Source organism: Mesorhizobium sp. WSM4308 (assembly GCF_002294905.1).
Lineage (GTDB): Bacteria > Pseudomonadota > Alphaproteobacteria > Rhizobiales > Rhizobiaceae > Mesorhizobium.
The window spans coordinates 19,197-41,495 of the sequence record NZ_NSFW01000020.1; the positions used below are offsets into that span (position 1 = coordinate 19,197).

At 59.8% G+C, this 22,299-nt stretch carries 18 protein-coding genes and 1 pseudogene; 12 read left to right on the forward strand and 7 right to left on the reverse strand.

The window, feature by feature from the left end; all coding sequences use genetic code 11:
- Nucleotides 1-293 precede the first annotated feature (293 nt).
- The 4 genes from CK227_RS29700 to CK227_RS29715 form a co-directional block, all read right to left on the reverse strand.
- Nucleotides 294-734 (reverse strand): hypothetical protein, encoded by a 441-nt coding sequence (locus CK227_RS29700; RefSeq protein ID WP_095775223.1) that lies wholly within the window; start codon nt 732-734, stop codon nt 294-296.
- 213 nt (nt 735-947) lie between these two features.
- Entirely contained in the window at nt 948-1,772 is an 825-nt protein-coding gene (locus CK227_RS29705; RefSeq protein ID WP_095775224.1) for an alpha/beta hydrolase, read from the reverse strand.
- Nucleotides 1,773-1,782: 10 nt separating this feature from the next.
- On the reverse strand, nt 1,783-3,270 hold the full coding sequence (locus CK227_RS29710; RefSeq protein WP_095775225.1) for an NAD-dependent succinate-semialdehyde dehydrogenase: 1,488 nt from the start codon (nt 3,268-3,270) through the stop codon (nt 1,783-1,785).
- 16 nt (nt 3,271-3,286) lie between these two features.
- Nucleotides 3,287-4,513 (reverse strand): iron-containing alcohol dehydrogenase, encoded by a 1,227-nt coding sequence (locus tag CK227_RS29715; RefSeq protein ID WP_095775312.1) that lies wholly within the window; start codon nt 4,511-4,513, stop codon nt 3,287-3,289.
- Between the two features lie 202 nt (nt 4,514-4,715).
- Between CK227_RS29715 and CK227_RS29720 the strand changes: the two genes are divergently transcribed.
- From CK227_RS29720 to CK227_RS29755, 9 genes are all read left to right on the forward strand, one after another.
- Nucleotides 4,716-5,417, forward strand: a complete 702-nt coding sequence (locus CK227_RS29720; protein WP_095775226.1) for a GntR family transcriptional regulator — start codon at nt 4,716-4,718, stop codon at nt 5,415-5,417.
- A gap of 11 nt (nt 5,418-5,428) precedes the next feature.
- The gene (locus tag CK227_RS36425; RefSeq protein ID WP_142887685.1) at nt 5,429-5,653 is read left to right on the forward strand and encodes a hypothetical protein; all 225 of its coding nucleotides are present in this window, start codon (nt 5,429-5,431) and stop codon (nt 5,651-5,653) included.
- Nucleotides 5,619-6,212: a DJ-1/PfpI family protein gene (locus CK227_RS29725; protein WP_095775227.1), complete on the forward strand. Its 594-nt coding sequence runs from the start codon at nt 5,619-5,621 to the stop codon at nt 6,210-6,212. Before CK227_RS36425 ends, CK227_RS29725 begins: the two co-directional genes overlap by 35 nt.
- Nucleotides 6,213-6,682: 470 nt before the next feature.
- Nucleotides 6,683-7,348 carry a hypothetical protein gene (locus CK227_RS29730; RefSeq protein WP_095775313.1) on the forward strand — a complete coding sequence of 222 codons (666 nt, stop codon included), beginning with the start codon at nt 6,683-6,685 and terminating at the stop codon, nt 7,346-7,348.
- Nucleotides 7,349-7,355: 7 nt separating this feature from the next.
- A complete protein-coding gene (locus CK227_RS29735) occupies nt 7,356-10,013 on the forward strand; it encodes an OmpA family protein (protein ID WP_095775228.1) in 2,658 nt (885 codons plus the stop codon).
- Nucleotides 10,014-10,024: 11 nt separating this feature from the next.
- Complete coding sequence (locus CK227_RS29740; protein ID WP_095775314.1) at nt 10,025-10,519, forward strand: Rab family GTPase; 495 nt, start codon at nt 10,025-10,027, stop codon at nt 10,517-10,519.
- A gap of 3 nt (nt 10,520-10,522) precedes the next feature.
- Nucleotides 10,523-11,593 (forward strand): adenylate/guanylate cyclase domain-containing protein, encoded by a 1,071-nt coding sequence (locus CK227_RS29745; protein WP_095775229.1) that lies wholly within the window; start codon nt 10,523-10,525, stop codon nt 11,591-11,593.
- Between the two features lie 183 nt (nt 11,594-11,776).
- A complete protein-coding gene (locus CK227_RS29750; RefSeq protein ID WP_095775230.1) occupies nt 11,777-12,844 on the forward strand; it encodes a cyclic nucleotide-gated potassium channel in 1,068 nt (355 codons plus the stop codon).
- A gap of 850 nt (nt 12,845-13,694) precedes the next feature.
- Nucleotides 13,695-14,864 carry a porin gene (locus CK227_RS29755; protein WP_095775231.1) on the forward strand — a complete coding sequence of 390 codons (1,170 nt, stop codon included), beginning with the start codon at nt 13,695-13,697 and terminating at the stop codon, nt 14,862-14,864.
- Nucleotides 14,865-15,318: 454 nt separating this feature from the next.
- Here the strand turns inward: CK227_RS29755 and CK227_RS29760 are convergent.
- Together CK227_RS29760 and CK227_RS29765 are read right to left on the reverse strand one after the other, a co-directional pair.
- Nucleotides 15,319-15,631 (reverse strand): annotated as a pseudogene (locus CK227_RS29760) (transposase); the annotation flags it as partial.
- Between the two features lie 299 nt (nt 15,632-15,930).
- On the reverse strand, nt 15,931-16,857 hold the full coding sequence (locus tag CK227_RS29765; RefSeq protein WP_179296539.1) for a RelA/SpoT domain-containing protein: 927 nt from the start codon (nt 16,855-16,857) through the stop codon (nt 15,931-15,933).
- A gap of 896 nt (nt 16,858-17,753) precedes the next feature.
- Between CK227_RS29765 and CK227_RS29770 the strand changes: the two genes are divergently transcribed.
- The 3 genes from CK227_RS29770 to CK227_RS29780 are packed head-to-tail and all read left to right on the forward strand — an operon-like array spanning nt 17,754 to nt 21,404.
- Nucleotides 17,754-18,968 carry a glycosyltransferase family protein gene (locus tag CK227_RS29770; protein ID WP_095775233.1) on the forward strand — a complete coding sequence of 405 codons (1,215 nt, stop codon included), beginning with the start codon at nt 17,754-17,756 and terminating at the stop codon, nt 18,966-18,968.
- 1 nt (nt 18,969) lies between these two features.
- On the forward strand, nt 18,970-20,211 hold the full coding sequence (locus CK227_RS29775; protein WP_095775234.1) for a glycosyltransferase: 1,242 nt from the start codon (nt 18,970-18,972) through the stop codon (nt 20,209-20,211).
- On the forward strand, nt 20,208-21,404 hold the full coding sequence (locus CK227_RS29780) for a glycosyltransferase family protein (RefSeq protein WP_095775235.1): 1,197 nt from the start codon (nt 20,208-20,210) through the stop codon (nt 21,402-21,404). The genes CK227_RS29775 and CK227_RS29780 overlap by 4 nt, the downstream gene beginning before the upstream one ends.
- Nucleotides 21,405-21,511: 107 nt before the next feature.
- On the opposite strand, the gene CK227_RS29785 is transcribed toward CK227_RS29780, so the two are convergent.
- Complete coding sequence (locus tag CK227_RS29785; protein ID WP_095775315.1) at nt 21,512-22,183, reverse strand: class I SAM-dependent methyltransferase; 672 nt, start codon at nt 22,181-22,183, stop codon at nt 21,512-21,514.
- Nucleotides 22,184-22,299 lie beyond the last annotated feature (116 nt).

A 22,299-nucleotide genomic window follows, 5' to 3' on the forward strand; every position in this document is an offset into this window, starting at 1 on the left:
CAAGACAACAAAGGTAAGAAAGGCGAAGCAGGCTCGCGACATTTTCCAGCAGCCACATCGATCTCGGCCTGCCGGTTTGGCCCCGGTTGCCCCCAGTAACATCCCGCCAATCGTCGCCCCGTGCAAGCCGCTTGCTGAGGCAGTCCAAGGCGGCCGAGAGTGCAATTCGCAAGGCCACCGAGTTAAACCGCTTGGAACCGAAGGGGGACCCGCATCGACGAATTTGCGCGGGCGATGGCGCGGTATGCTCGGCGTTTGCGGCAAGGAGGAACACATGCCACCAGCCGGGTTCCTTAGCTGGCGCGGGCCGGCGGCAGCTCAAACAGGTTGGCGCCGTTCTCCTGACCGCGCTCGGCATAGCCGATAATGCCGAACCATCGGGCGACGTCAGGCCCCTGCAGCCAGCTGCGCGAATGGATGGGAAGGTTGCCGGCGAGCGCCTGGATGTGCCTGATATGTCGCTTGCAGAAGCGCACGGTCGAGGCGCGGAAAAAGTCCTCCTGCGCGGCAAACAGCGTATCGGCGGCGTCGCTGTTCTCATGCCAGGCGATGATCGCCACGGCCTTCTCGCCCTCCACCAGCGCGTGCGCCCGGCCTTCCTTCAGATTCATCATCAGATTGTCGTAGGCGATCTTGCTGTCCTTGCCGGCCGCCGCGTACTCCTCCGACATCCGCTTGGACAGGCCATGAAACACATCCTCGAGATCCCCGAGCGTTGCTGCGCGTGCTCTCATTTCACCTCCTGCAGCCCCGGCAGGGAGTTTGCCCTAAGGGTGAGGGATCACCAAGCAAATCGAATCCGCTGAATGGCCAATGAGAGCAAAGCTGTTTCGCTAGGCGAGTCGCCTGGTCGCGCAATAGAGCCAAGTCCCGAGGTTGCGCAACTGCCCACCGAGCGGTGCACATCACACTGCGACCTCCTCATTCGGGTCGGCTCGGCATTGCCTCTAGAAGAGGGTCGTTTCAATCGTCTGCATCAGGCAATCGCCAGCTTGCGTACCGATGATGCCCAGATCCCGTACGCTCGTCATATGGTTCCGGTCATTCAGGCAAAGGTCGCGGACACCGTGCCCCTGCGCGCGCAGGAGCGTTCCGAAGGCGGCCGCCTGCTGGTGAAAAGGGGGCGTTTCCTGGTCCCCGACGAGAATGGTCACTGCCGTCTTCGGGTCATGCTGCCGCGTCATTGGCGTGAAGGCAGCTGCCTCCTCGTCGGTGATGCCGATCAACGGCTCGAGGAAGGATTTCTGCAGGGGCTTCAGGTCGTAGAGGCCACCCAGCAGCAGCGCTGCGTGGATGCGTGACGGCATTGGGGCCTTTTCAAATAGGAATGTGGCCAGGTGCGCGCCAGCCGAATGGCCGCTGACGCTGATCCGGCCTGGATCGCCGCCATGGTCGACGATGTTGTCCAGCACCCATTGTTTGGCGCGCCGGACCTGCTCCACGATCGCCGCCATCCTGAACTCGGGCATCAGCGCATAATCGACGATGACCGCGATCGCACCGGCTTGGGTGACTGTGTTCGCCACATAGGAATAGTCACCCCTTGAAAACATGCGCCAGTAGCCGCCGTGGATGAAAATATGAACGGGAAGATTCTGACGCTCGCCCGGCGGAAAGAACAGGTCGAGCCTCTCGGCCTCGCCGTTGCCATAGGCGACATCAGCCACCATGGGCAGCGTCGCCCGGGTCGTGTCGCTGCGCGCCACGATATCGGCCACGATGTCATCAAAGTCGGCAACGTGGTCGCGGGTGCGGAAGGGGTCTTTCTGCATGGCTGCCCGATCAGAAGGTAACGGCGATATACTTCGCCTCCATGAACTCGGCGATGCCGTGGTGCTGGCCGCCCTCGCGACCCAGGCCGCTCTGCTTGACGCCGCCGAAGGGGGCCGCGGGATCCGACATCAGCCCCCGATTGAGGCCGATCATGCCGGCTTCGATCCGCGATGCCACCCGCAATCCTCGGCCGACATCGCGCGTATAGATATAGGCGGCAAGGCCGTATTCCGTGTTGTTGGCGTGCATGATGGCTTCGGCCTCGGTCTCGAATCGCGTGATGGGCGCTACCGGCCCGAAGATCTCCTCATGCGCCATGTCGGCATCGGACGGAACCTGCGACAGGACCGTCGGCGGATAAAAGAAGCCTTCCTCTTCCGGGATAGAGCCGCCGCAAAGCACCTTGGCTCCCCGGCCCACGGCGTCCTTGACCAGGCGGTCGATCTTGTCGACCGCCTTTCTGGTGATCATCGGCCCGCACTCGGTATCCGCACTCATGCCTGGTCCGACCTTGAGAGCTGCCATGCGTTTGCGAAGGCCGTCGGCGAACGCGTCATGGATGCCCGACTGAACATAGATGCGGTTGGCGGCTGTACAGGCCTCGCCGGCATTGCGCATCTTCGCGATCATGGCGCCGTCGAGCGCGGCATCGAGGTCGGCATCGTCGAAAACGACGAATGGTGCATTGCCGCCGAGTTCCATCGAGCAGGAGACCACATGCTTGGCGGCTTCGCCAAGCAAGGTTCGTCCGACGCCTGTCGAGCCGGTGAAAGAGAGCTTCCTGACGCGCGGATCGGCCAGCATGGCCGAGGTCAGCGGACCGGGACTGGTCGTGGTGAGCACGTTGACGACGCCGGCCGGAACGCCGGCCTCGCTGTAGAGCGCGGCCAGCGCATAGGCCGTCAGCGGCGTCTCGCTGGCCGGCTTCAGGATCACCGTGCAACCGGCCGCCAATGCCGGCGCTATTTTTCGTGTCGCCATCGCGGCCGGAAAATTCCAGGGCGTGATCAGCACGCAGATGCCGATCGGCTCATAGTCGACGACGATGCGGTTGGTGCCGGACGGCGCGGTGCCGAACTCGCCGGTGATGCGAACCGCTTCTTCCGCGTTCCAGCGGAAGAACTCGGCGGCGTACGCAACCTCGCCGCGCGCGTCGCGCAGAGCCTTGCCGTTCTCCAGCGAGATCAGCATGGCGAGCGTTTCCGATCGCTCGACCATGAGTTCGAAACAGCGCCTGAGGATTTCCGAGCGCTTGCGTGGCGCTGTCCCCCGCCATGCCGTCGCCGCCTTGGCCGCCGCATCGACGGCTGCCAAGGCATCCTCGAGCGTCGCGTCGGGAACCGCTGCAATGACGGATCCCGACGCAGGATCGACGACGTCGATGACCCGGCCGTCGGAAGATGGTCGCCATCTGCCGTCGATGTAGAGTCCGTGCGAAAAGCCGCGAACATCATAGTCGTCCTGGTCGATCCACAGCGCATTGGGAGGAAGGTTCATGGTCTTGTTCCGTGGATTACATGGCGCAGGCTGCGAGGTCGCCGTCATGGGCGGCCTGGACCAGGCGTCGCATGGTGGTGAGATCGAAGGGGCGCGGGTTGTTCTTGATCAGGCGATCGATGCCGAGCGCCTGATCGGCGGTCCAGTCGAGCTTGTCGGCGGGAAGGCCGAGATCGGCCAGCGTCGGCGTGATGCCGGTCGCAATGAATAGCCGTCGGATTTCCTCGATTGTGGCGTCCGCCATCTCCCCGGTGCTCCGCCCCTTGGCCTCAAGGCCAAGCGCTGCGCCGATCTCGGCCATTTCGGCGGCGACCACGCGGCTGTTGTAGGTCATGACGTAGGGCATCATCGTCGCGACGCCCAATCCGTGCGCCGTGTGGGTGAGGGCGCCCGCGGGATATTGCACGGCATGCGCCGCCGCGGTGCCGGCGGTGCCGAATGCGCAGCCCGCCGCCAGCGCGCCCATCATCACATCGGCGCGCGCATCGGCATCGGTGCCGTCGGTGCAGGCTTTCTCCAGGCTGCGGCCCAGCAGTTTTATGGCCAGCAGGGCGAAATGGTCGGTCAGCGCGGTCTTGCCGATGAAGACATGCTGTTGCGCCAGGCTGGGGTCCTCGCCGCGCCGCTTCGCGGTGAAAGCCTCGATCGCATGGGTCAAGGCATCGGCGCCGGCTATCGCGGTCAGGGCAGGGGGGCAGGTCATCGTCAGTTCGGGGTCGCACAAGGCAACCGCCGCGATCAGATAGGGGCTCGATATGCCGACCTTCAGCGTCCGGTCCGGATCGGAGATCACCGCGACGGGCGTCACTTCGGAGCCGGTTCCCGCGGTGGTGGGCACGGCGATCAGCGGCAGCGTCGGGCCGGGCACCTTGAACTCCCCATAGTAGTCCTGAAGCTTGCCGCCATGGCTGAGCAGCAGGCCGGCGCATTTGGCGAAATCGAGGCAGCTGCCGCCGCCGATGCTGATCACCATCTCAGGCTGGAATTTCGCGGCCTCGTCGACGCAAATGCCGAGGCTGTCGCGTGGCACGTCGGGAAGCACGCGGTCATGCACCAGCACCTCGATCGAGGCGGCCTTGAGCGATTTGACAATTTCCGCGAACACCGCCGTGCCGGCGAAACGCTCGTCTGTACAGACCAGGGCGCGCCGGCCGAACCTGCTGGCGACCGTCGGCAGCGCATGGCGTTGGCCGTTACCGAAAAGGATTTCACGCGGAAGCCGGAGGGCGGCGAAGAGGCTCATGATGATCTTTTGTCCTTTGGCGGCGCCTGAACTGGGATGGGTTGTCGCGACGGATCCGCCATCTGTCCGCAACGGCGCCAGGGACATTCTGCAGCACCATGTAACGGCACGAAAAGCATATTCGCCTCAAAATCGTATAGGATATAGGATTGCATCCGTTGGAGCATCGTGTTAGCGGTCCACACTGTCAATAGGTAAAAAGATGCAGGCCGCGAACCCAATCGACACGACCGAAACGGCCGCCGGCGGCGGTCGCATCCAGCGCTCCAACAGCCTGGTCGAGGATGTCTATGAAGCGATCTTCGCGCAGCTGATGTCGCTGAAGATCGCGCCGGGTTCGCGCATCACCGTCGACAGCCTGGTCAAGGAATTCAACGTCTCGCACACGCCCATCCGCGAGGCGCTCGGCCGCCTCGAAGGCGAAGGCCTGGTGCTCAAGACGCACCTGATCGGCTATCGCGCGGCGCCGCAAATCACACGCCGCCGGTTCGACGAATTGTACGAGATGCGCCTTCTGCTTGAGCCGCATGCCGCGGCGAAAGCCGCCGCTGCCATGGATGAAGCCAAGCTCAACATTTTGCTGGAAGCGGCTGGCGTGATGTCACGGCGCGAAGGCAAGGACGATCGCCTGCGTTATTCGAATTTCGCCCGGCAGGACGCGATCTTCCACGACAGGATCATGGAGTTTTCGCAAAACGAACTCATTCGGCAGACGTTGAGCCACCAGCATGCCCACTTCCATATCTTCCGCCTAATGTATCATGCCCGCGTGACCGAGGAAGCGCTCGACGAACACGAGGCGATCCTCGCCGCATTCGGCGCGGCCGATCCCGACGCCGCCCAAGAGGCGATGCGCGTCCATATCGAGCATTCGCGCGATCGCTTGCTTCCGGCCTTCGATTAAGGTCGGACCCGATGTCCATTGCAGCCAATATCGCCGGAGAGGGAGGAAGCGCGCTGCCCACTCGTGCCGTGCCGGGCGCCGTCGAACCGGTGCTGCGCGCCGAGCGCGTATTTCCCGGATTCGCCATTCCGATCCGATCCGATTTCGAAGACAGGCGAGGCGTGATCCGCACCTCGCCCAGCCGCAACAGGAGGAAGAGCCATGCCAGGCAAGAAAATACTGATGCTTACCGGTGAGTTCACCGAGGAATACGAGATCTTCGTCTATCAGCAGGCGATGGAGGCCGTGGGCCACACGGTTCATGTGGTATGCCCCGACAAGAACGCCGGCGACCTGATCAAGACCTCGCTGCACGACTTCGAGGGCGACCAGACCTACACCGAAAAGCTTGGTCACTACGCGCTGATCAACAAGACGTTCTCGGAAGCCGAAAGACAGCTCGACCAGTATCATGCCGTCTACTGCGCAGGCGGGCGCGGGCCGGAATACATCCGTACCGACAAGCGCGTGCAGGCGATGGTGCGCCATTTCCATGAGACCAAAAAGCCGATCTTCACGATTTGCCACGGCGTCCAGATTCTGATCGCCGTCGATGGCGTCGTCCGCGGCAAGAAGGTTGGGGCTCTCGCGGCTTGCGAGCCGGAGGTGACGCTTGCCGGCGGCACTTACATCGACCTGTCACCCACCGATGCCTATGTGGACGGGACGATGGTTTCCGCCAAGGGCTGGACGGCGCTTGCCGCGTTCATCCGCGAATGCTTGAAGGTGTTGGGAACCGAGATCCGCCACGCTTGACGCCAGACGGCTGGCGCGCGCCAGCCATCTGAGCAGTTCCCGGAAAAGCACAACGCGTGCGCAAACACCCGTGGCGTAGTCGTGAGGCGGTTCTTAACGAGCTTGATCGGATCGCCTCCTCGAGCGCGAAACTTGCGACCTGCCGCCGTCGTTATTCGGTTGATCACCTTGCGGTCGAACGCCGGGATGCCGTGAGCGCAGAGATTGCGGGGCGCCACTGCTTCGACGGCTACGCTTACCGCCTTTGATCCCCGACCAGCCGCGGCTGCCGCTCTTGAAATGGCATCGCTACCAACTTCCATTCCTGCGCCGGCGACTCAGCGCGCGGCTGCCTTACGAATCGGCTCAAGTCAAGACGATACCCGCTTGCGAGCCGGGTATTTTGCTGACATGCTGACTTTCTTATATGCCGACTTTCTTATGTATGGGGTTTTGCACTGTGGCAGGTGTTCAAACGGAAGGGCAAAAGCATGGCAAAGGAATCTTCGAATTCCGCTTCTTCAGACAAGAAAGCGGACGGAAATCTGATAGGTAACGCAGAAGGAAACGGTCTGAACTTCATGGGTGTCCAGGCTCGCGAAAACGGGGGTCCCGGCGACGCTGTAGGTGTCGACAAGATACGTGATCTGCTGTTCGGCAACCAGATGCAGGACTATGACCGCCGCTTTTCCAAGCTCGAAGAACGGGTCTTGCAGCGCTTCAAGGATGTCGAATCCGAGGCCAAGCGCAATCTCGACATGTACGAGTCAAATGCAAAGAAGCAGGTCGATTCGCTTGCGGGGCAATTGCGGAGCGAAAAAGATGCACGAGCCGATGCCGACAAGGAAATTGATCGGAATCTTCGCGAGCAAAACCAGGCGCTTGAAAAGCAGGTGCGCGCGTTGTCGGATCAATTGAGCGCGCTTGAGCGCGACGTTGCGGACCGGATAAATCGGAACGATCATTCACTGCGTGAAGAAATCAAGCAGAAGAATGAAGGCGTTCAGATGCTGATAGAGAAAATGTTTGCCGATCTCAGCAACGTCAAGACCGACCGAAATCTTTTGGCTGGCCTGTTTGTCGAGGTTGCAAAATGTCTTAATCAGGATCCCGTCGGCAGCAAGAGCAATTCGGACCGTAGTTGGAAAGCGAGTTGATGGGACCTTGACGTCGACCGTCGACCCGATCAGCCTACCGCAAAGAACAGCCTCGAACGATACAGAGATTGATCGCGAGGCTCTGGCTCGTCTTTTGATCGAAATTGCCCGGAACGTTGATCCGGACTATCGTGCGCGTTTCGACGGAGTTCCAACCGCCGATCCTCGCATGGAAACGCTGCGCCAGTTGCTGGTCAGCCGCGAAATTTCAGAGCTTTCACGAGTCACGCATCTGCTGGACGAACCGGAGCAGCTCGCGGCAGCCGTAGGCGACGTTCTTTCCAGTGCGGCCGCGCGAGCGCCTCACGTGCAACTCGGCGAGGCCCTTGCGCCAGCTGTCGAAAGAGCTGTGCAACGGTCAATCCAGAAGAGCCCGCGCACGCTGACGGACATATTATACCCGGTGTTTCTGCCGGCAATTCGCAAGTCGATCGGGGAAAAGATCGACCAGACCTTTCAGTCGCTGAACGAAACTTTAAGACATATATTTACCTGGCATGGTCTCAAGTGGAGATTTGAATCTTGGAGAACAGGTGCTAGTTTTTCGGAAGTTGTTCTGAAGCATTCTCTTGTATATCGAGTGGAACATGTCTTCCTAATTAGCCGAAATTCCGGACTTCTGATAGCGCATGTAGCTGCTGATAATGCAACGAGCGAGGATCCTCAGCTTATTTCTTCGATGCTTAGTGCAATTCAGGACTTTGTGAAGGACTCATTTAACGAAAAAGAACAGAGCAGTCTGGACACGATCCGTTTTGGCGACCTTCGCCTTTGGTCAGAAGTCGGACAGTTCGCGACCTTGGTTTCGGTGATCCGAGGAAATCCGCCAGAGGAATTGCATGAAATAGTTCGCGATGTATTGCTCCGCATCCATGAGGAATGCTCACAGGCTTTAGGGGAGTTTGACGGCGACAGTTCGCAGTTGGCCGGCGTAGAGGCACAATTGCAGACGTGCGTCGAGCTGAAGCAGGAGGAATCAAACCAGGGGTTTCCGTGGCTGGTGGTGGTTGCAGTCCTGCTGCTTTTGATTCCGGCAGGCGGTTGGTTCCTTCTTTCCTGGCAATCCGGGCAGCGCTGGCAGGCTTATGTGTCGCAACTGGAGATCCAGCCGGGCATCATCGTTGCCGAACAAAAGGTACGTTATGGCCAATTCTACATTTCCGGCCTGAGAGACCCGCTTGGCGCTGACCCGCAGTCGCTGCTGTCGGGAACGCAGGTCGATCCCGCCCGCGTTCATTCGCAGTGGAAATTCTATCAGAGCCTTGAGCCGGAGTTCGTATTGAAGCGGCTGACGGCGTCGCTGGCTCTGCCGGATACAGTGCGACTTTCGATCGTCAAGAATCGCATCGTCGCCGAAGGTGAGGCGAGTGCCGCTTGGATTGGCCGGGCCCAGGCCGCCGCCCAGCAGCTTTCGGCAGGCGGGCCGGTGTTCGATATCTCCAGGGTCCGTGACGTAAGCCTCGAAGAACGCGAGGCGGAGCGCTGGCAGGCCTATGTGTCGCGACTGGAGACCCAGCCAGGCATCATCGTTGCCGAGCAAAACATACGCGACGGCCAATTCTATGTTGCCGGCCTGAGAGACCCGCTTGGCGCCGACCCGCAGTCGCTGCTGTCGGGAACACAGGTCGATCCCGCCCGGGTTCATTCGCAGTGGAGATTCTATCAGAGCCTTGAGCCGGAGTTCGTGTTGAAGCGGCTAACGGCGTCGCTGTATCCGCCGGACACAGTGCGACTTTCGATCGTCAAGGATCGCATCGTTGCCGAGGGTGAGGCTCCCGACACCTGGATAGATCAGGCGCGCGCGGCGGCCCGACAGCTTTCGGCAGGCGGACCGGAATTCGACATCTCCAAGGTTCGTGATGTGAGCCCCGAAGCGCGCGCGGCGGAGCATTGGCAGTACTATGTGTCGCGACTTGAGGCCCAACCGGGAATCATCGTCGCCCAGCAAACAGAGAGGGGCGGACATTTCTACATTTCCGGCCTGAGAGACCCGCTAGCCGCCGACCCGCAAGCTCTGCTGCACGGAACGCAGATCGATCCTGCCCGCGTTCATTCACAGTGGCAATTCTATCAAAGTCTTGATCCGAAGTTCGTGGTGAAGCGGCTGGAGGCTTCGCTGACCCCGCCGAAATCGGTTCTGCTTTCGATCATCCAGGGTCGCATCGTTGTCGTGGGGGAGGCTCCTGCCAACTGGATCAACCGGGCGCGGGCCGCCGCCGATCAACTTTCGGCGGACGGAGTGGTTCTGGATATCTCGCAGCTGCATGAGCTGAACCTTGCAGAACTTAATGATTTGCGAGCGGCCATCCAGGCGACCGATATTTTCTTCTATTCCGGCAAAGTTGTGCCGGGACCAGAGCAGACGCCGGTTCTCGACAGATTGGCGGATCAAATAAAGGAATTCGCTGAAAGTGCCCACAAGTCAGGCGTAACTGCGCGGTTCATGTTGACCGGCCATTCGGACGCTACGGGCCGCGAGACGGCCAACGCGTCGATCAGTGCCGCCCGCGCCGAGACAGTTCGTGCGCTTCTCAACAAGCGCGGCGTCGCTCCGGAACTGCTGCTGGTTCGGGGCGCGGGCACCTTTGAGCCGCTGGTGCCTGAAAATAGTCAAACTGGGAGCTCCACCAATCGCCGGGTTTCGATTACGGTAAACTTGGACTAGTGGAGCTCAAGATGTTGCAAAAAAAGATCTGCATGTTGGGCGGGTTCGGTGTCGGAAAGACGAGCCTGGTCCGCAGGTTTGTGCAAAGCATCTTTTCAGAAACCTACTTGACCACGGTGGGAGTGAAAATCGACAAGAAGAGCGTCGCACTACCGGGCAAAACCGTGGATTTGATTTTGTGGGATTTGGCCGGCGAAGACGATATCGGCTCATTCCGCGTCAGCCATGTGCGAGGTGCGACCGGGCTCGTGCTTGTCGTCGATGGAACCCGCGCCGCTACTCTTGCCGCGGCGCTCACGCTACGCGAGCGGGTCGAGGCCGAATTCGGAACGATGCCGTTTGTATTGCTGTTCAACAAATCCGATCTTGCCGATCGGTGGGCAATATCAGATGGTGATATTAACGAGCTGAGGCAACTTGGATGGCAAATCTATCTAACAAGTGCACTTTCGGGCGAACACGTTGACGATGCGTTTCGTCAACTTGCTTCGATGGTTGCTAGATAGACCATGCATAGATTGCCAAAAGAAGTCGGAAGCTGGATTTACAATTTTTTTTACGACGAGCACTCTATCGCGTATCTGAAAATTGACGCCGAGCTTTGCGTAGCTGCGAAGGGCGGCAACGTCAAACATTACGGGCTCTCATCGCTTCGCATTGGTCAGCCGGTTGCCGATCAGCTTGAATTCATGGAAGGTTTGCTGCCTTCCCCGGAGCTTCCATATCATATGGCCATGGTCGAACTGCCCAGCGGGCGTGTCGCGGACCTTCATCTTTTTGCTGACAGTGCCTACGTGTGGCTGCTCTTTCTCGATGCAACCGTCGAACGCGACAATAGGCAGCGTCTTCAGCAGAAGGCTTATGAAATGACGCTCCTGCAAGAGAGGGAGCGTCAGCTCAACGAGAAATTACAATCGGTGAACGAGGCGTTGAGGGAGAGCCAAGAGGGATTGCAGCGTGAATACCAGCGTGCCGAAACCCTGCTCCTCAACATTCTTCCCGCGTCGATCGCGGAGCGGTTAAAAGCGGACGAACAGATTGCAGACAATCACGCAGAGGTGAGTGTGCTTTTTGCCGACATCGTCGGTTTTACGGAAAGAGCGCGGAGCGTCGGAGCCGTGACGACGCTCGCTATTTTGAATTACTTCTTCAAGGCGGCGGATCGGCTCTCGGAACGATACGGTTGCGAAAAGATCAAGACAATCGGCGATTGTGTCATGGTGGTCGCCGGCTTGCCGGCCGCGCGATCCGATCATGCTGAAGCCCTCGCGCGCTATGCACTTGAACTGCGCAAGGCGGTTAAGCGCGAACGCTTCACAGGAGGACGGCTAAGGCTCAGAATTGGAATTCACTCAGGACCAATCGTCGCGGGCGTCATAGGCAAAAGGCGGTTTGCCTATGACCTGTGGGGCGAGACCGTTAATCTCGCCGCACGTATTCAAACGTCCGCGGAGCCGGATGAAATTCGTATTTCAGATGCAACTCACACACTGCTTGGGCCAAATTTTGCTTGCGAGCCACTCGCGGAAACGGAACTGCGTGGCACAGGCCGTGTGCGAATGTGGCGCCTCCCGGCTTGATTTACCGCTTGGCAGTGCCGACCCGCATTGCATCTTGTGACCTGTCGGTTGACGACCGGTCACGAAGCCATCCCGGACAATTGAGCTCACCGTGGTGATGCACATCGCAGCGACAGCAAGCACCTTTGCGCTTGCCTTGAAGGCATCCTATTCTGGAGAGTAGTAGCCGCTCGTGGGCATAGAATGTCGGTACTGCCTTTCTTAAGAATTTACGCGCCGCTCAACGCGGTGCTGGCTGCGCCTGGGTTGCTGGCGGTGGCTGCGCTCACGATACCAGGCATATCCGGACGAAGCAGACTGGCTCTGGCCGCTCTGCTCGCCGTCATCTGGGGCGCCTATCTCCTGCAACTGGCCGCGACGCTCCTCAAGCGCCGGGCGGGAGACGTACGGGACAGGACGCCCAAAATCGCCATCGATGTGCTCGCGGTCTTCGTTCCACTCGCCGCATTTCTGTTCGTCGGCACGCCCGACCAGAGCCTCTACTGTGCTGTCTGGCTGCTGAAACCGCTGCGCGACTCGACCTTCTTCCCGGTGCTGGGCAGGGTCCTGGCCAACGAAGCGCGCAATCTGATCGGCGTCACAACGCTGTTCGGCGTCGTTCTGTTCGCTGTCGCGCTCGCGGCCTATGTCATCGAGCGCGACACCCAACCGGAAAAGTTCGGCAGCATCCCCCAAGCAATGTGGTGGGCGGTCGTCACGCTGTCCACCACCGGCTATGGGGACACTATCCCGCAAAGCTTCGCAGGCCGCGTCCTCGCCGGTGCGGTCATGATGAGTGGCATCGGCATCTTCGGGCTCTGGGCCGGCATTCTTGCCACGGGCTTCTATCAAGAAGTCCGTCGCGGTGATTTCGTCCGCAATTGGCAATTGGTCGCCGCGGTGCCGTTGTTTCAGAAGCTTGGCCCGGCCGTGCTGGTCGAGATCGTGCGCGCATTAAGGGCTCGCACGCTGCCGGCGGGCGCCATGATCTGCCGCATTGGCGAGCCCGGTGATCGGATGTTCTTCGTCGTGGAAGGGCGCGTCAGCGTCGCGACGCCGAATCCGGTGGAACTCGGCCCTGGTGCCTTCTTCGGCGAGATGGCGCTGATCAGCGGCGAACCGCGTTCGGCGACCGTCAGTGCTACGACGGCTGTCTCACTCCTGTCACTGCACTCGGCGGATTTCCAGATGCTGTGCAGCAGCAGCCCGGAGATCGCGGAAATCATCCGCAAGACCGCGCTCGAGCGGCGCGGCGCGGCGGCGAGCGCTTGACTGTTTCCTCAGCGCTGCTGTGCGGCTGCGCGACGGAGAGAACGTGAGGCTGTGTTCACTTGGAGGCGCTTACCGAGATGCTGGATTTAGCTCCAGCGGAAGCGGCTGTTCGTGGGAAGGCCGAAGCCGATTTTGCGGCTCATCAGGCGCACTGGATGCCGCCGACAGGTAGATTGGCTACTCGGCGAAGTTGCGCGCCGAACGCGAGTCGGCCGATCGAGCACAGGACCTGCTTGAGCTATTGTCGAACCCCCCGGCGGCTTCCCTTGCCCGGTCGCGATTTGCAGCAGATCGGCCGCAAATTCGGTGGCATAATTGGCCCTGTCGTCCTCAACCCGCTTGAATGCTCGCTGCATAGCGTCTGTCTGGCAAACTATTTGAGACACAATAACCGCAGCCAACTCGGATGCCACCCTCATGGCAGGCAAGCGCATCTTCGGCCCCACCTGTTTGCAGGACACTCTCTATCACTACAGAGAGCGTCTCCTGCAAAGCCTCTCGGTTGGCCAGCTTCTCTCTGTGACGCTCTTTCGACAGACGCCTTCGGCCGCGGCCCGATTCTCGCCATACAAAGATCATGAAGCCGCGCCCAAGCAAGGCGAATTCGTTACCAAATTGTTTATCAGGAGGCGAAAACGTGACGTTTCTGCAACAGGCAGGGCGGATAGGTGCCGGTCAAGGACACTCCCGCGACGATCTCGGTTGATCACGATGCTCCGATGGGTAATGTCGAATTCGAAGGAGCGGCGCGGTGCGCATCTTTTTCGGTAGTGGGGATGGGGCAGGGAACGCTGTCCTTCAGCAAAGAATACCCAGACCCGTTTTTTAACTTTTGACTGGAGGTCAGAAAATGAACATCAAGAGCCTTCTCCTCGGCTCCGCTGCGGCTCTGCTCGCAGTTTCCGGTGCGCGCGCCGCCGACGCCGTCGTCGTCGCCGAGCCGGAACCCGCTGAATACGTCAAGATCTGCGACGTCTACGGCGCTGGCTACTTCTACATCCCCGGCACCGAAACCTGCCTGCGCATCGGCGGCTATGTCCGTTACGACATCGGCGGCGGCGACATCGGCTCGTTCGACGGTGCGACAAGCGCCGATCACGAGGATGGTGGAAGCAACGACACCTGGTTCAAGAAGGCCCGCTTCACGCTGAAGACCTGGACCGGCCAGGAAACCGAACTCGGTACCTTGAAGACCTACACCGAAACCCGCTGGAACTTCGCCAACCATCAGTCCGACCTGGGTGCTGACCCTGACGGTGCCGGTCCGCTCACCAACGAGATCAATGAGGCCGGCAACAGCACCTCGCTGAACTTCGCCTGGATCCAGCTCGGTGGTCTCCGCGTCGGTAAGGACGAATCGGCCTTCAACACGTTCATCGGCTATGCCGGCAACGTCATCCAGGATACGCTGGTTCCCTATGGTGATTTCGACACCAACGTCATCCAGTACTACTTCGACGCTGGCAACGGCTTCTCGGCCGTCCTCTCGCTCGAAGAAGGCGAGGGCGTGAATACGATCGACAGCTACGTCCCGAATGTTGTCGGCGGCGTGAAGTGGACGCAGGGCTGGGGCGCGATCACCGGTGTCGTCGCTTATGACAGCAACTACGAAGAAGTTGCCACCAAGGTTCGCTTGGATGTCAACGTCAATGACGCTGTGCAGCTGTGGGTCATGGGCGGCTACGGCACCGATGACAACCTCTCCGATCCGACCTGGGCTTTCCCGGCCGGCGGCCGCGGCTACTTCAAGCAGTGGGGCGGCAACTGGGCAGTGTGGGGCGGTGGCACCTACAAGTTCAACGAGAAGACCTCGTTCAACGCTCAGATTTCGTATGACGATTGGAAGAATCTCGGCGTCGCCGCGAACATCGCCTACGACATCGTTCCCGGCATGACGATCACGGCCGAAGTCGACTACCTCAATGCAGGCAAGTTCGACGACGCCGACTTCTCCAACTGGACTAACGCGACCAAGAAGAGCAGCGTCGGCGGTCTCCTCCGCTTCCAGCGCTCGTTCTAATAGATTTCGACAAGTCGAGATCGAAGACCCGGCGGGCAACCGCCGGGTTTTTTCTTTTCCGCTTGCGGCCCTGCTATTTGCGCAGGGCTGGAGTTCGAAGCGTCATGGCTTCACCAACGTTGGGCGTAGCGACGGGAAGCGGAGTTCTGCACAGGCCGCAGCGCGTCAAGGTCACGGCATGGGTCTGGGGTTTTCCGACGCGTCGCATCGGCTCCTGGCTCCCTCCCCAGGACGAACCAACCCGTCAGAATTTCTGCGCCAGCAAACTTTCTAAAGCGCGTCGCCTTTACCGGATTCGGGATTCCCGTTTTGCCGGTGTGGTGATTCATTGCGGTCGAAAGGAGAGCCGCGATGGGCAAGCCGCATCCGACACAGTTCCATAGTTGTGGGGTTGCGTTGTAGAAAGACCACAGCAACCGGGAGGCGTCGCGCATTTTCGAGTTTCCCCGCGGTTGTGCCTCGCGATGAAAGCGAACCTCATGTCACTTCCCTCGCGAAGTAGGCTGCGGTCTTTTTAGGATGTCGCGCTCCGCCTTCAGCTTCGCGACTTCCTTGCGCAGCCAGTCGATCTCCTGCTGCTCCGGCTTCATCTGCCCCGGGAAAGGCGTGCTGCGGATCCGTCGACAGATCGCGCACCCATTTGCGCAACACATTCTCGTGGACATCGAGGTCGCAGGCGGCCTGGTCACCGCAACGCCCCGATCCTTGATCAATCTCACCGCCTCAAGCTTGAACTCGCGGCCGAACTTCCTTCTCCCACTAGCCAGTTCCGTTAAACACCTTATCTCGGTGTCCACGAAACCGGCAGCAGGCCAGTGATCCGGCTACTTCAAATGGAAGCGACGCTTAACCCAAGCATAATCGGGCTTGCGGAACTACCAGCTGTTACGGCGCTGGACCGTACTCGATAGCCGAATTTCCCGTGCAGATGGATTTCCCGTGCAGATGGATTTCAGGTTATGAACAAATAGCGAAACGTCGCCGAAGTAATTCTGATAAATTTCAACTAGTTTGTCTACCTCATCTACCTCGACCAAGACAGCATTTAGGTCGAGGCCCCTTATTTCTATTTTTTCTCTATCTCTCCCAATGTTCGCGCACCTGACATAAGCGTCCAGAACGGCTCAATGGTCACGTTATGATCTCTGCCATATTGGAGCAAATAGTATCGAGATTTTTCCGTTAGCCGTACGAACTTCTCTGAATAGTGGGTAAAATTCTTGATGTATTCTAGTATTCTGGTCGCACCTATACGCTCGTTGATATCCCGCAATTCTCGCACCCGGTCATTGTGACCCGGAACACCGATATGAACGGGGCACTGCTCAACGTGCGCGAATTCCGCCGACGTAAGCTGGAAAAGGCGCAGCCAATCCTGCTCGCCCTTTCCGTGCTTCAAATCCTGGCCCTGGAACAGCCCAACAGCCTCAACTGCAGTTGCCCATGAGTGCTGAAGTCTGGTCCGAACTTGCAGTTCGATGCGTCGTCCCTCGAAAGCCACAGTGTCGGCATCTTTGGGTCGGTACTTGAAAACAATATGGTGACTTCGATAACCGTCCGGCTTCGGCTCATCGATATAGTTAAATTCCCCAGTGTGGATCTCGTGGGGGAACTTCTCTCGCATCGATGCGAGAAGCGAGCGAACACCTTTGATGTCGGCCATGATCGCTCGGCAACCGCCGATGTCGTTCATGGTGTCCATATTGGTGGTAGACTCTCGGAGCTTGCGACGAATGGATGCCATGCGCTTCGGGCGGGATGCCATGTCGCCCTTCAGTCGAAGCGCTCTCATGTGGTGACCGACAGAGAACCGAACGCTCCGCATCGGCAGAAAGTGCGAGTCGCGCCAGCTATTGGCGATTGAGAAGATCTCGAGTGTGTCCACGTACTGGCCGACAGTGGTGTCTCGTCCGAACTGAATAGGTTTTGCCAGCTGGTAACCTGCCTTGCGAACGGCTTTCATGCTGTAGGCAAGGCGCGGGTACTCAGTCATTGGACCCCATGAAGCCGAGGTAGTCAGCCTCATTCTGGACTGGCGGGAATAGGGAATCAAATCTCCTGGATGATAGGCCTTGGGATACACGAAGGACAATTGGGGAACCCTTCGCTGCGGCGAACCGCCTTCAACGGGATATCGCCGTGCCCCTAAGCCCCTGGCCGACACGCTGGTCGCTCGACAAACCTCGGCATCGGTGCATTGATAGATGGGCTGGGCCCTGATCACGGCTCGAAGCACCAGGCTCTCATCGGGCTGTTGGCTGCTCAAATTGCGAGGCAGCCGGCCGCGACCGCTGGCCTGTGTTCTTTACCTTCATCCCCGGTTACGAAGGCCAGTAGCGGGCTGGAACCGCAACGGGGCGCTTCCTGGCCGTCGGGGGGTGGCCTCGATATGCGCGCAAAAAGCCGGACATATGAGCGCAAGCGATCCGATCAAACTATCTCAGCCAATACTTGCACGCAGGGGGCCGTCCACATATGAGATCCAGCGGCACAGCGAGGAGCAAGGATCATGCGGAAGACAGCCTGCGGCTCAGGGAACTGGCCCGAGATGCCAGCCGTCTGTTTGCTCAACAGGCTCCAAACGAGAAGAAAGGACTCTTGAATCTGGTGCTGTCGAACTGCGAATGGAATCGCGGCGAAGTCGCGCGAACTCCATGCAACCTTTTGACTTACTTATAGATTCAGCGGTGGCTGCGGCACCAAACGAGCCCTCCGGGGCGAAATTGTCCGCAAGGCAGCCAGTTTGGCTGAGCAATCTGCGGTTTTTTGGTAATACAAATTGAAAATTGCGCCCTCATGTTTCACAACAGGTCGGTAGAGTCAGGACGGTTCCGAAGCCTGCGGGTTTGTCACAGTCCTCAAGGCGAGAATTCGAAAAGACGTTCAACTATGACCCAGCACACAGAAAATGCCCGAATTCTCATGTACAGCCACGACACGTTCGGGCTCGGCCACTTGCAGCGCTGCCGGACGATCGCGCATTCGCTGGTCGAGGATTTTCGCGGACTTCAGGTGCTTATCATTTCTGGTGCGCCTATCGCTGGCGCCTTCGACTACCGCGCCCGTGTCGACTTCGTGAAGATCCCCAGCGTCATCAAGCTGCGCAACGGCGAATACACCTCGCTGGAGAAGGATATCGATCTGCATGAGACGTTAAGGATGCGCCAGTCGATCATCCGCCACACAGCCGAGACCTTCCGGCCGGATATCCTCATCGTTGACAAGGAACCGCTCGGCCTGCGCGGTGAGATTGAGGACACGCTGTCCTACCTCAAGACACGCGGCACCACGCTCGTGCTGGGCCTGCGCGAGGTGATGGACGCGCCGCATCTGCTCGAAGCAGAGTGGGCACGCAGGGATGTGATGCGCAAGATAGGGCTATTCTACGACAAGGTCTGGGTCTACGGTCCGCCGGATTTCTACGATCCGTTGACCGGCCTGTCCGTGCCGCCGGCTGTCAGAGCAAAGATGAAGTTCGTGGGTTTCCTGCAACGGAGCCTGCAGAAGAACGAGTTGCCGGGCCACCGGCCCGAGGGCGAATATATCCTCGTTACCACCGGTGGCGGCGGTGACGGCGGTGAGTTGATTCACGACGTCATCGATGCCTATCAGCAGGATCCGCAATTGCAGCATAGGGCGCTAATCGTGCTTGGGCCTTACATGCCAGCGCGCAAGCGCAACAAGCTGCTCAAAAAGGGGTCCAAGATCCCCTATATCAACATCATCGAGTTCGACAACCGCATGGAAGAGCTGATTGCCGGCGCCAAGGCGGTGGTGGCGATGGGCGGTTACAACACCTATTGCGAGATACTGTCTTTCGACAAGCCGGCGCTGATCGTGCCGCGCGTCAAGCCTCGCGAGGAACAACTGATTCGTGCACGGCGCGCTGCCGAACTCGGCCTCATCGAGATGCTTTTGCCGGAAGAAGCGGAGGATTCTCAGCGGTTTGCCAAGGCCCTGGAAGGGCTGCCAAACCGGCCCCGCCCATCGCAGAGCAATCCGCATCTGAGGCTGGAGGGGCTGCCTCATATTTCCGAAATCGTCGCGGAACTGCTCGACCGGCGGGCCGGCCATCACCTTTCGGTCGTTGAAGGCATGAGCTGAGTTGCAACATCGCAAGATCGTCGTGGTTCTGAAGGGCTATCCGCGGCTGTCGGAAACCTTCATCGCGCAGGAACTGCTCGGTCTGGAGCGTTCGGGTTTCGACCTGATACTCGTCGCGCTCAGGCGGCCGACCGACGCGGGACGCCACCCCGTGCATGACGAGATCAAAGCGCCCGTCCATTATCTGCCGGAATATCTGCATGAAGAGCCGCTGCGCGTGGTTCGCTCGCTGTTTGCTTATCTGCTGCGGCCGGGCTTCTGGCGCGCGCTCGGATCGTTAGCTGCCGATATCCGCCGCGACTTTTCGCGCAGTCGCGTCCGCCGCTTCGGACAAGCGCTCGTGCTGGCGGCCGAATGGCCAGAAGACGCGGGGTGGTTGCATGCACATTTCGCCCACACGCCGGCATCGGTGACGCGCTATGCCAGCCAGCTTCGTGGCCTGCCCTGGAGCTGCTCGGCCCATGCCAAGGACATCTGGACTTCGGCTGACTGGGATCTGGCTGGCAAGCTTTCGTCGGCGCGCTGGACGGTCACTTGCACGAAAACCGGGTTCGACCGTCTGAAAGAACTCGCTAGCGGCAACGCGCGTGTGCATCTTAGTTATCATGGGCTCGACCTTGATCGCTTCGGCAGTTTCGGCGAGGCTCGGAACCAAAATGACGGCTCGACGCCGGACGAACCGGTTATCGTTCTGAGTGTCGGGCGCGCCGTTGAAAAGAAAGGTTACGATACCTTGCTGGAGGCCCTTGCCCTCTTGCCCGGTGATTTGGCGTGGCGTTTTGAGCATATCGGCGGCGGCGAGGAACTGGAACGGCTCAAGGCGCTGGCACAAAAACTTGGACTGGATGGTCGCGTCTCTTGGAGGGGCGCGCTTGCGCAGCAGGAGGTGCTTGAGCACTACCGTTGCGCCGACCTCTTCGCCCTGGCCTGCAGGATCACCGCAAATGGTGACCGGGACGGTCTGCCGAATGTGCTGGTGGAGGCAGCTAGCCAGCGGCTTGCCTGCGTGTCGACCGATATTTCCGGCGTGCCGGAGCTTTTGTCGCCGGATGAAACCGGGCTGCTGGTTCCGACGGAGAACCCAATTGCCCTGGCACAGGCGCTGGAGCGCCTGATCCGTGATCCCGTGCTGCGTACCCGCCTCGGCGAAGCCGCAGAGCGGCGCGTGCGCGACAATTTCGATCATTTGGCAAGCATTGGACAGCTCAAGGAACTATTCGAGCGGGAGTGGGCCTCCGAATGAAGCGGCTGCGGGCTTTCTTCTATGTCCAGCACCTGCTCGGTATCGGCCATCTCGCGCGCGCCAGCCGCATTGCGGCCGCTCTGGTCGATGATGGGTTCGACGTAACCGTCGTGACCGGCGGAGCGCCGATCGCGGGGTTTCCCGGACGGGGGGTAAAATCTGTAACCCTTCCACCTGTCACCTCCGGTGATGAAGGATTTTCCGGACTTGTCGACCTGCAGGGCAAACCCATCGACGATGATTTCAAGAAACGGCGTTCGGAGATGCTGCTGCAGGCATTCCGGGATTGCAGGCCTGATATCGTCATTGTCGAGGCGTTTCCATTTGGACGCCGGCAGATGCGTTTCGAACTCTTGCCGCTGATCGAGGCCATCGACGCCACGTCGCCCAGACCGCTGCTGGCGACGTCCGTCCGTGATATCCTTCAGGAGCGCGTCAAGCTGGGCCGAAACGAGGAAACGGTCGATCTCATCAACAGGCATTTCGACCTTGTCATGATCCACGGCGATCCGGCTTTCGCAACCATCGGCAAGACATTTCCACTGGCTGGGGCGATCAGGGCCGAGGTCACCTACACGGGGCTCGTTGCCGCGCCGCCATCGCCCGCGGCCTCCGAGCGCTACGATGTTGTGGTGTCGGTTGGGGGTGGGGCTGCCGGAAAGAGCGTTGTCAGGTCCACCGTCGCGGCAGCCCGGAATGCCAACAACGGTTGGAGATGGTGTTTGCTCACCGGCCCCAACCTCCCGAAAGACGAGTTCGACGCGATTGCACGCGATGCCTCACCTGTCCTGTCCATCTTCCGGTTCCGCGAGGATTTCGCCAGCCTGTTGACCGGCGCCCGCCTGTCAGTCTCGCAGGCGGGTTACAACACGGTCTGCGATGTCCTGCGCGCGGGTTGTCGCTCGCTGCTCGTTCCATTTGCAGCCGGCGGAGAAACCGAACAGACGGTTCGCGCCCTGATGCTCGAAGAGCTCGGTCTCGCAACGGTGCTGACGGAAAACGACCTGACGCCTGAGGGCTTGGTGCTCGCGATCGAACAGACACTTGCCGGACCGACGCCATCCGCGCATCGTCTCGACCTGGAAGGTACCCGTCACTCCGCGCAAATCCTGCGCGAACGGTATCGAACATGGTCCCTAAGAATGGGGTCCGGTTTCGGAAAGGAACATAATCAAACGGACGATGGGTCCTAGACTATTCATCGGCTTTATCGCGCATCTTGTCTGGCCAGTACGGCGCACCTCAAGTCCTTGTTTTATGTAGATGTGCCAAAAAACGCTGCGCTTTTGGGCGAAATGCATCAAACGGTCCCGATCAGCATGAAGCGCGTATAGTTTCTTGTCGGCAATTCGCCGGAGAACCGCACCTCGCTTAGCGCCGCCATCGCTTCGAATGCTGCAAGTGAAGCCACGCAGTTGATGTGCGTTGGCTCGCTGAAATAATCGTTCGATTGCAGCAGTACATTCGTGCCCTGCGGAAGCAGGGCAAGCCAGGCGCGCAGATCGGCTATATGTTCGCAGCTGGTATTGACCGTCAAGTCGGGCCGCCCGGCCGCATAATCGAGCGCGTACATATCTGCCGTCAGCGCCCGGAACCGGTCGCATGCTTCCCGGTTGAGGGTCCGGGCGACCGCCGCGACTTCGGGATCGATGTCGATGCTATCGATCGCCGCGATGTCGAAGCGGGCGTCGTTGAAGAGCATTGCCGGCAATACGCCGTACCATCCACCCAGAACCCATATGCGCCCGAACCGGCCACCGCTGCTTTCGAACAGCCTGTCGAGCGCCCATGTCTTGCACGCAACCTGCTTGTGGTTGAAGGCGTTGGCGATATCGGCCTTCGGATGCTTGGCGACGACGCGTGCAAGCCCTGCCACGAGAGGGTTGTTGACATAAGCAGCAATTCCCCTCGTGAGGTCCAGGGTTTGCTCGTGCCCGTCCGTGCCGACATTGCGTGGTTGCGTGACATCCATCATATTCGCCTTGTATGTTGGGATTTCGGGCGACACAACGCAATCTTGCCAGCAAAGCCGCCCCGCAGGCTTCGAACGTGTCGCCGGCGATGATTGCCGATGCGCCGTTCACCAGC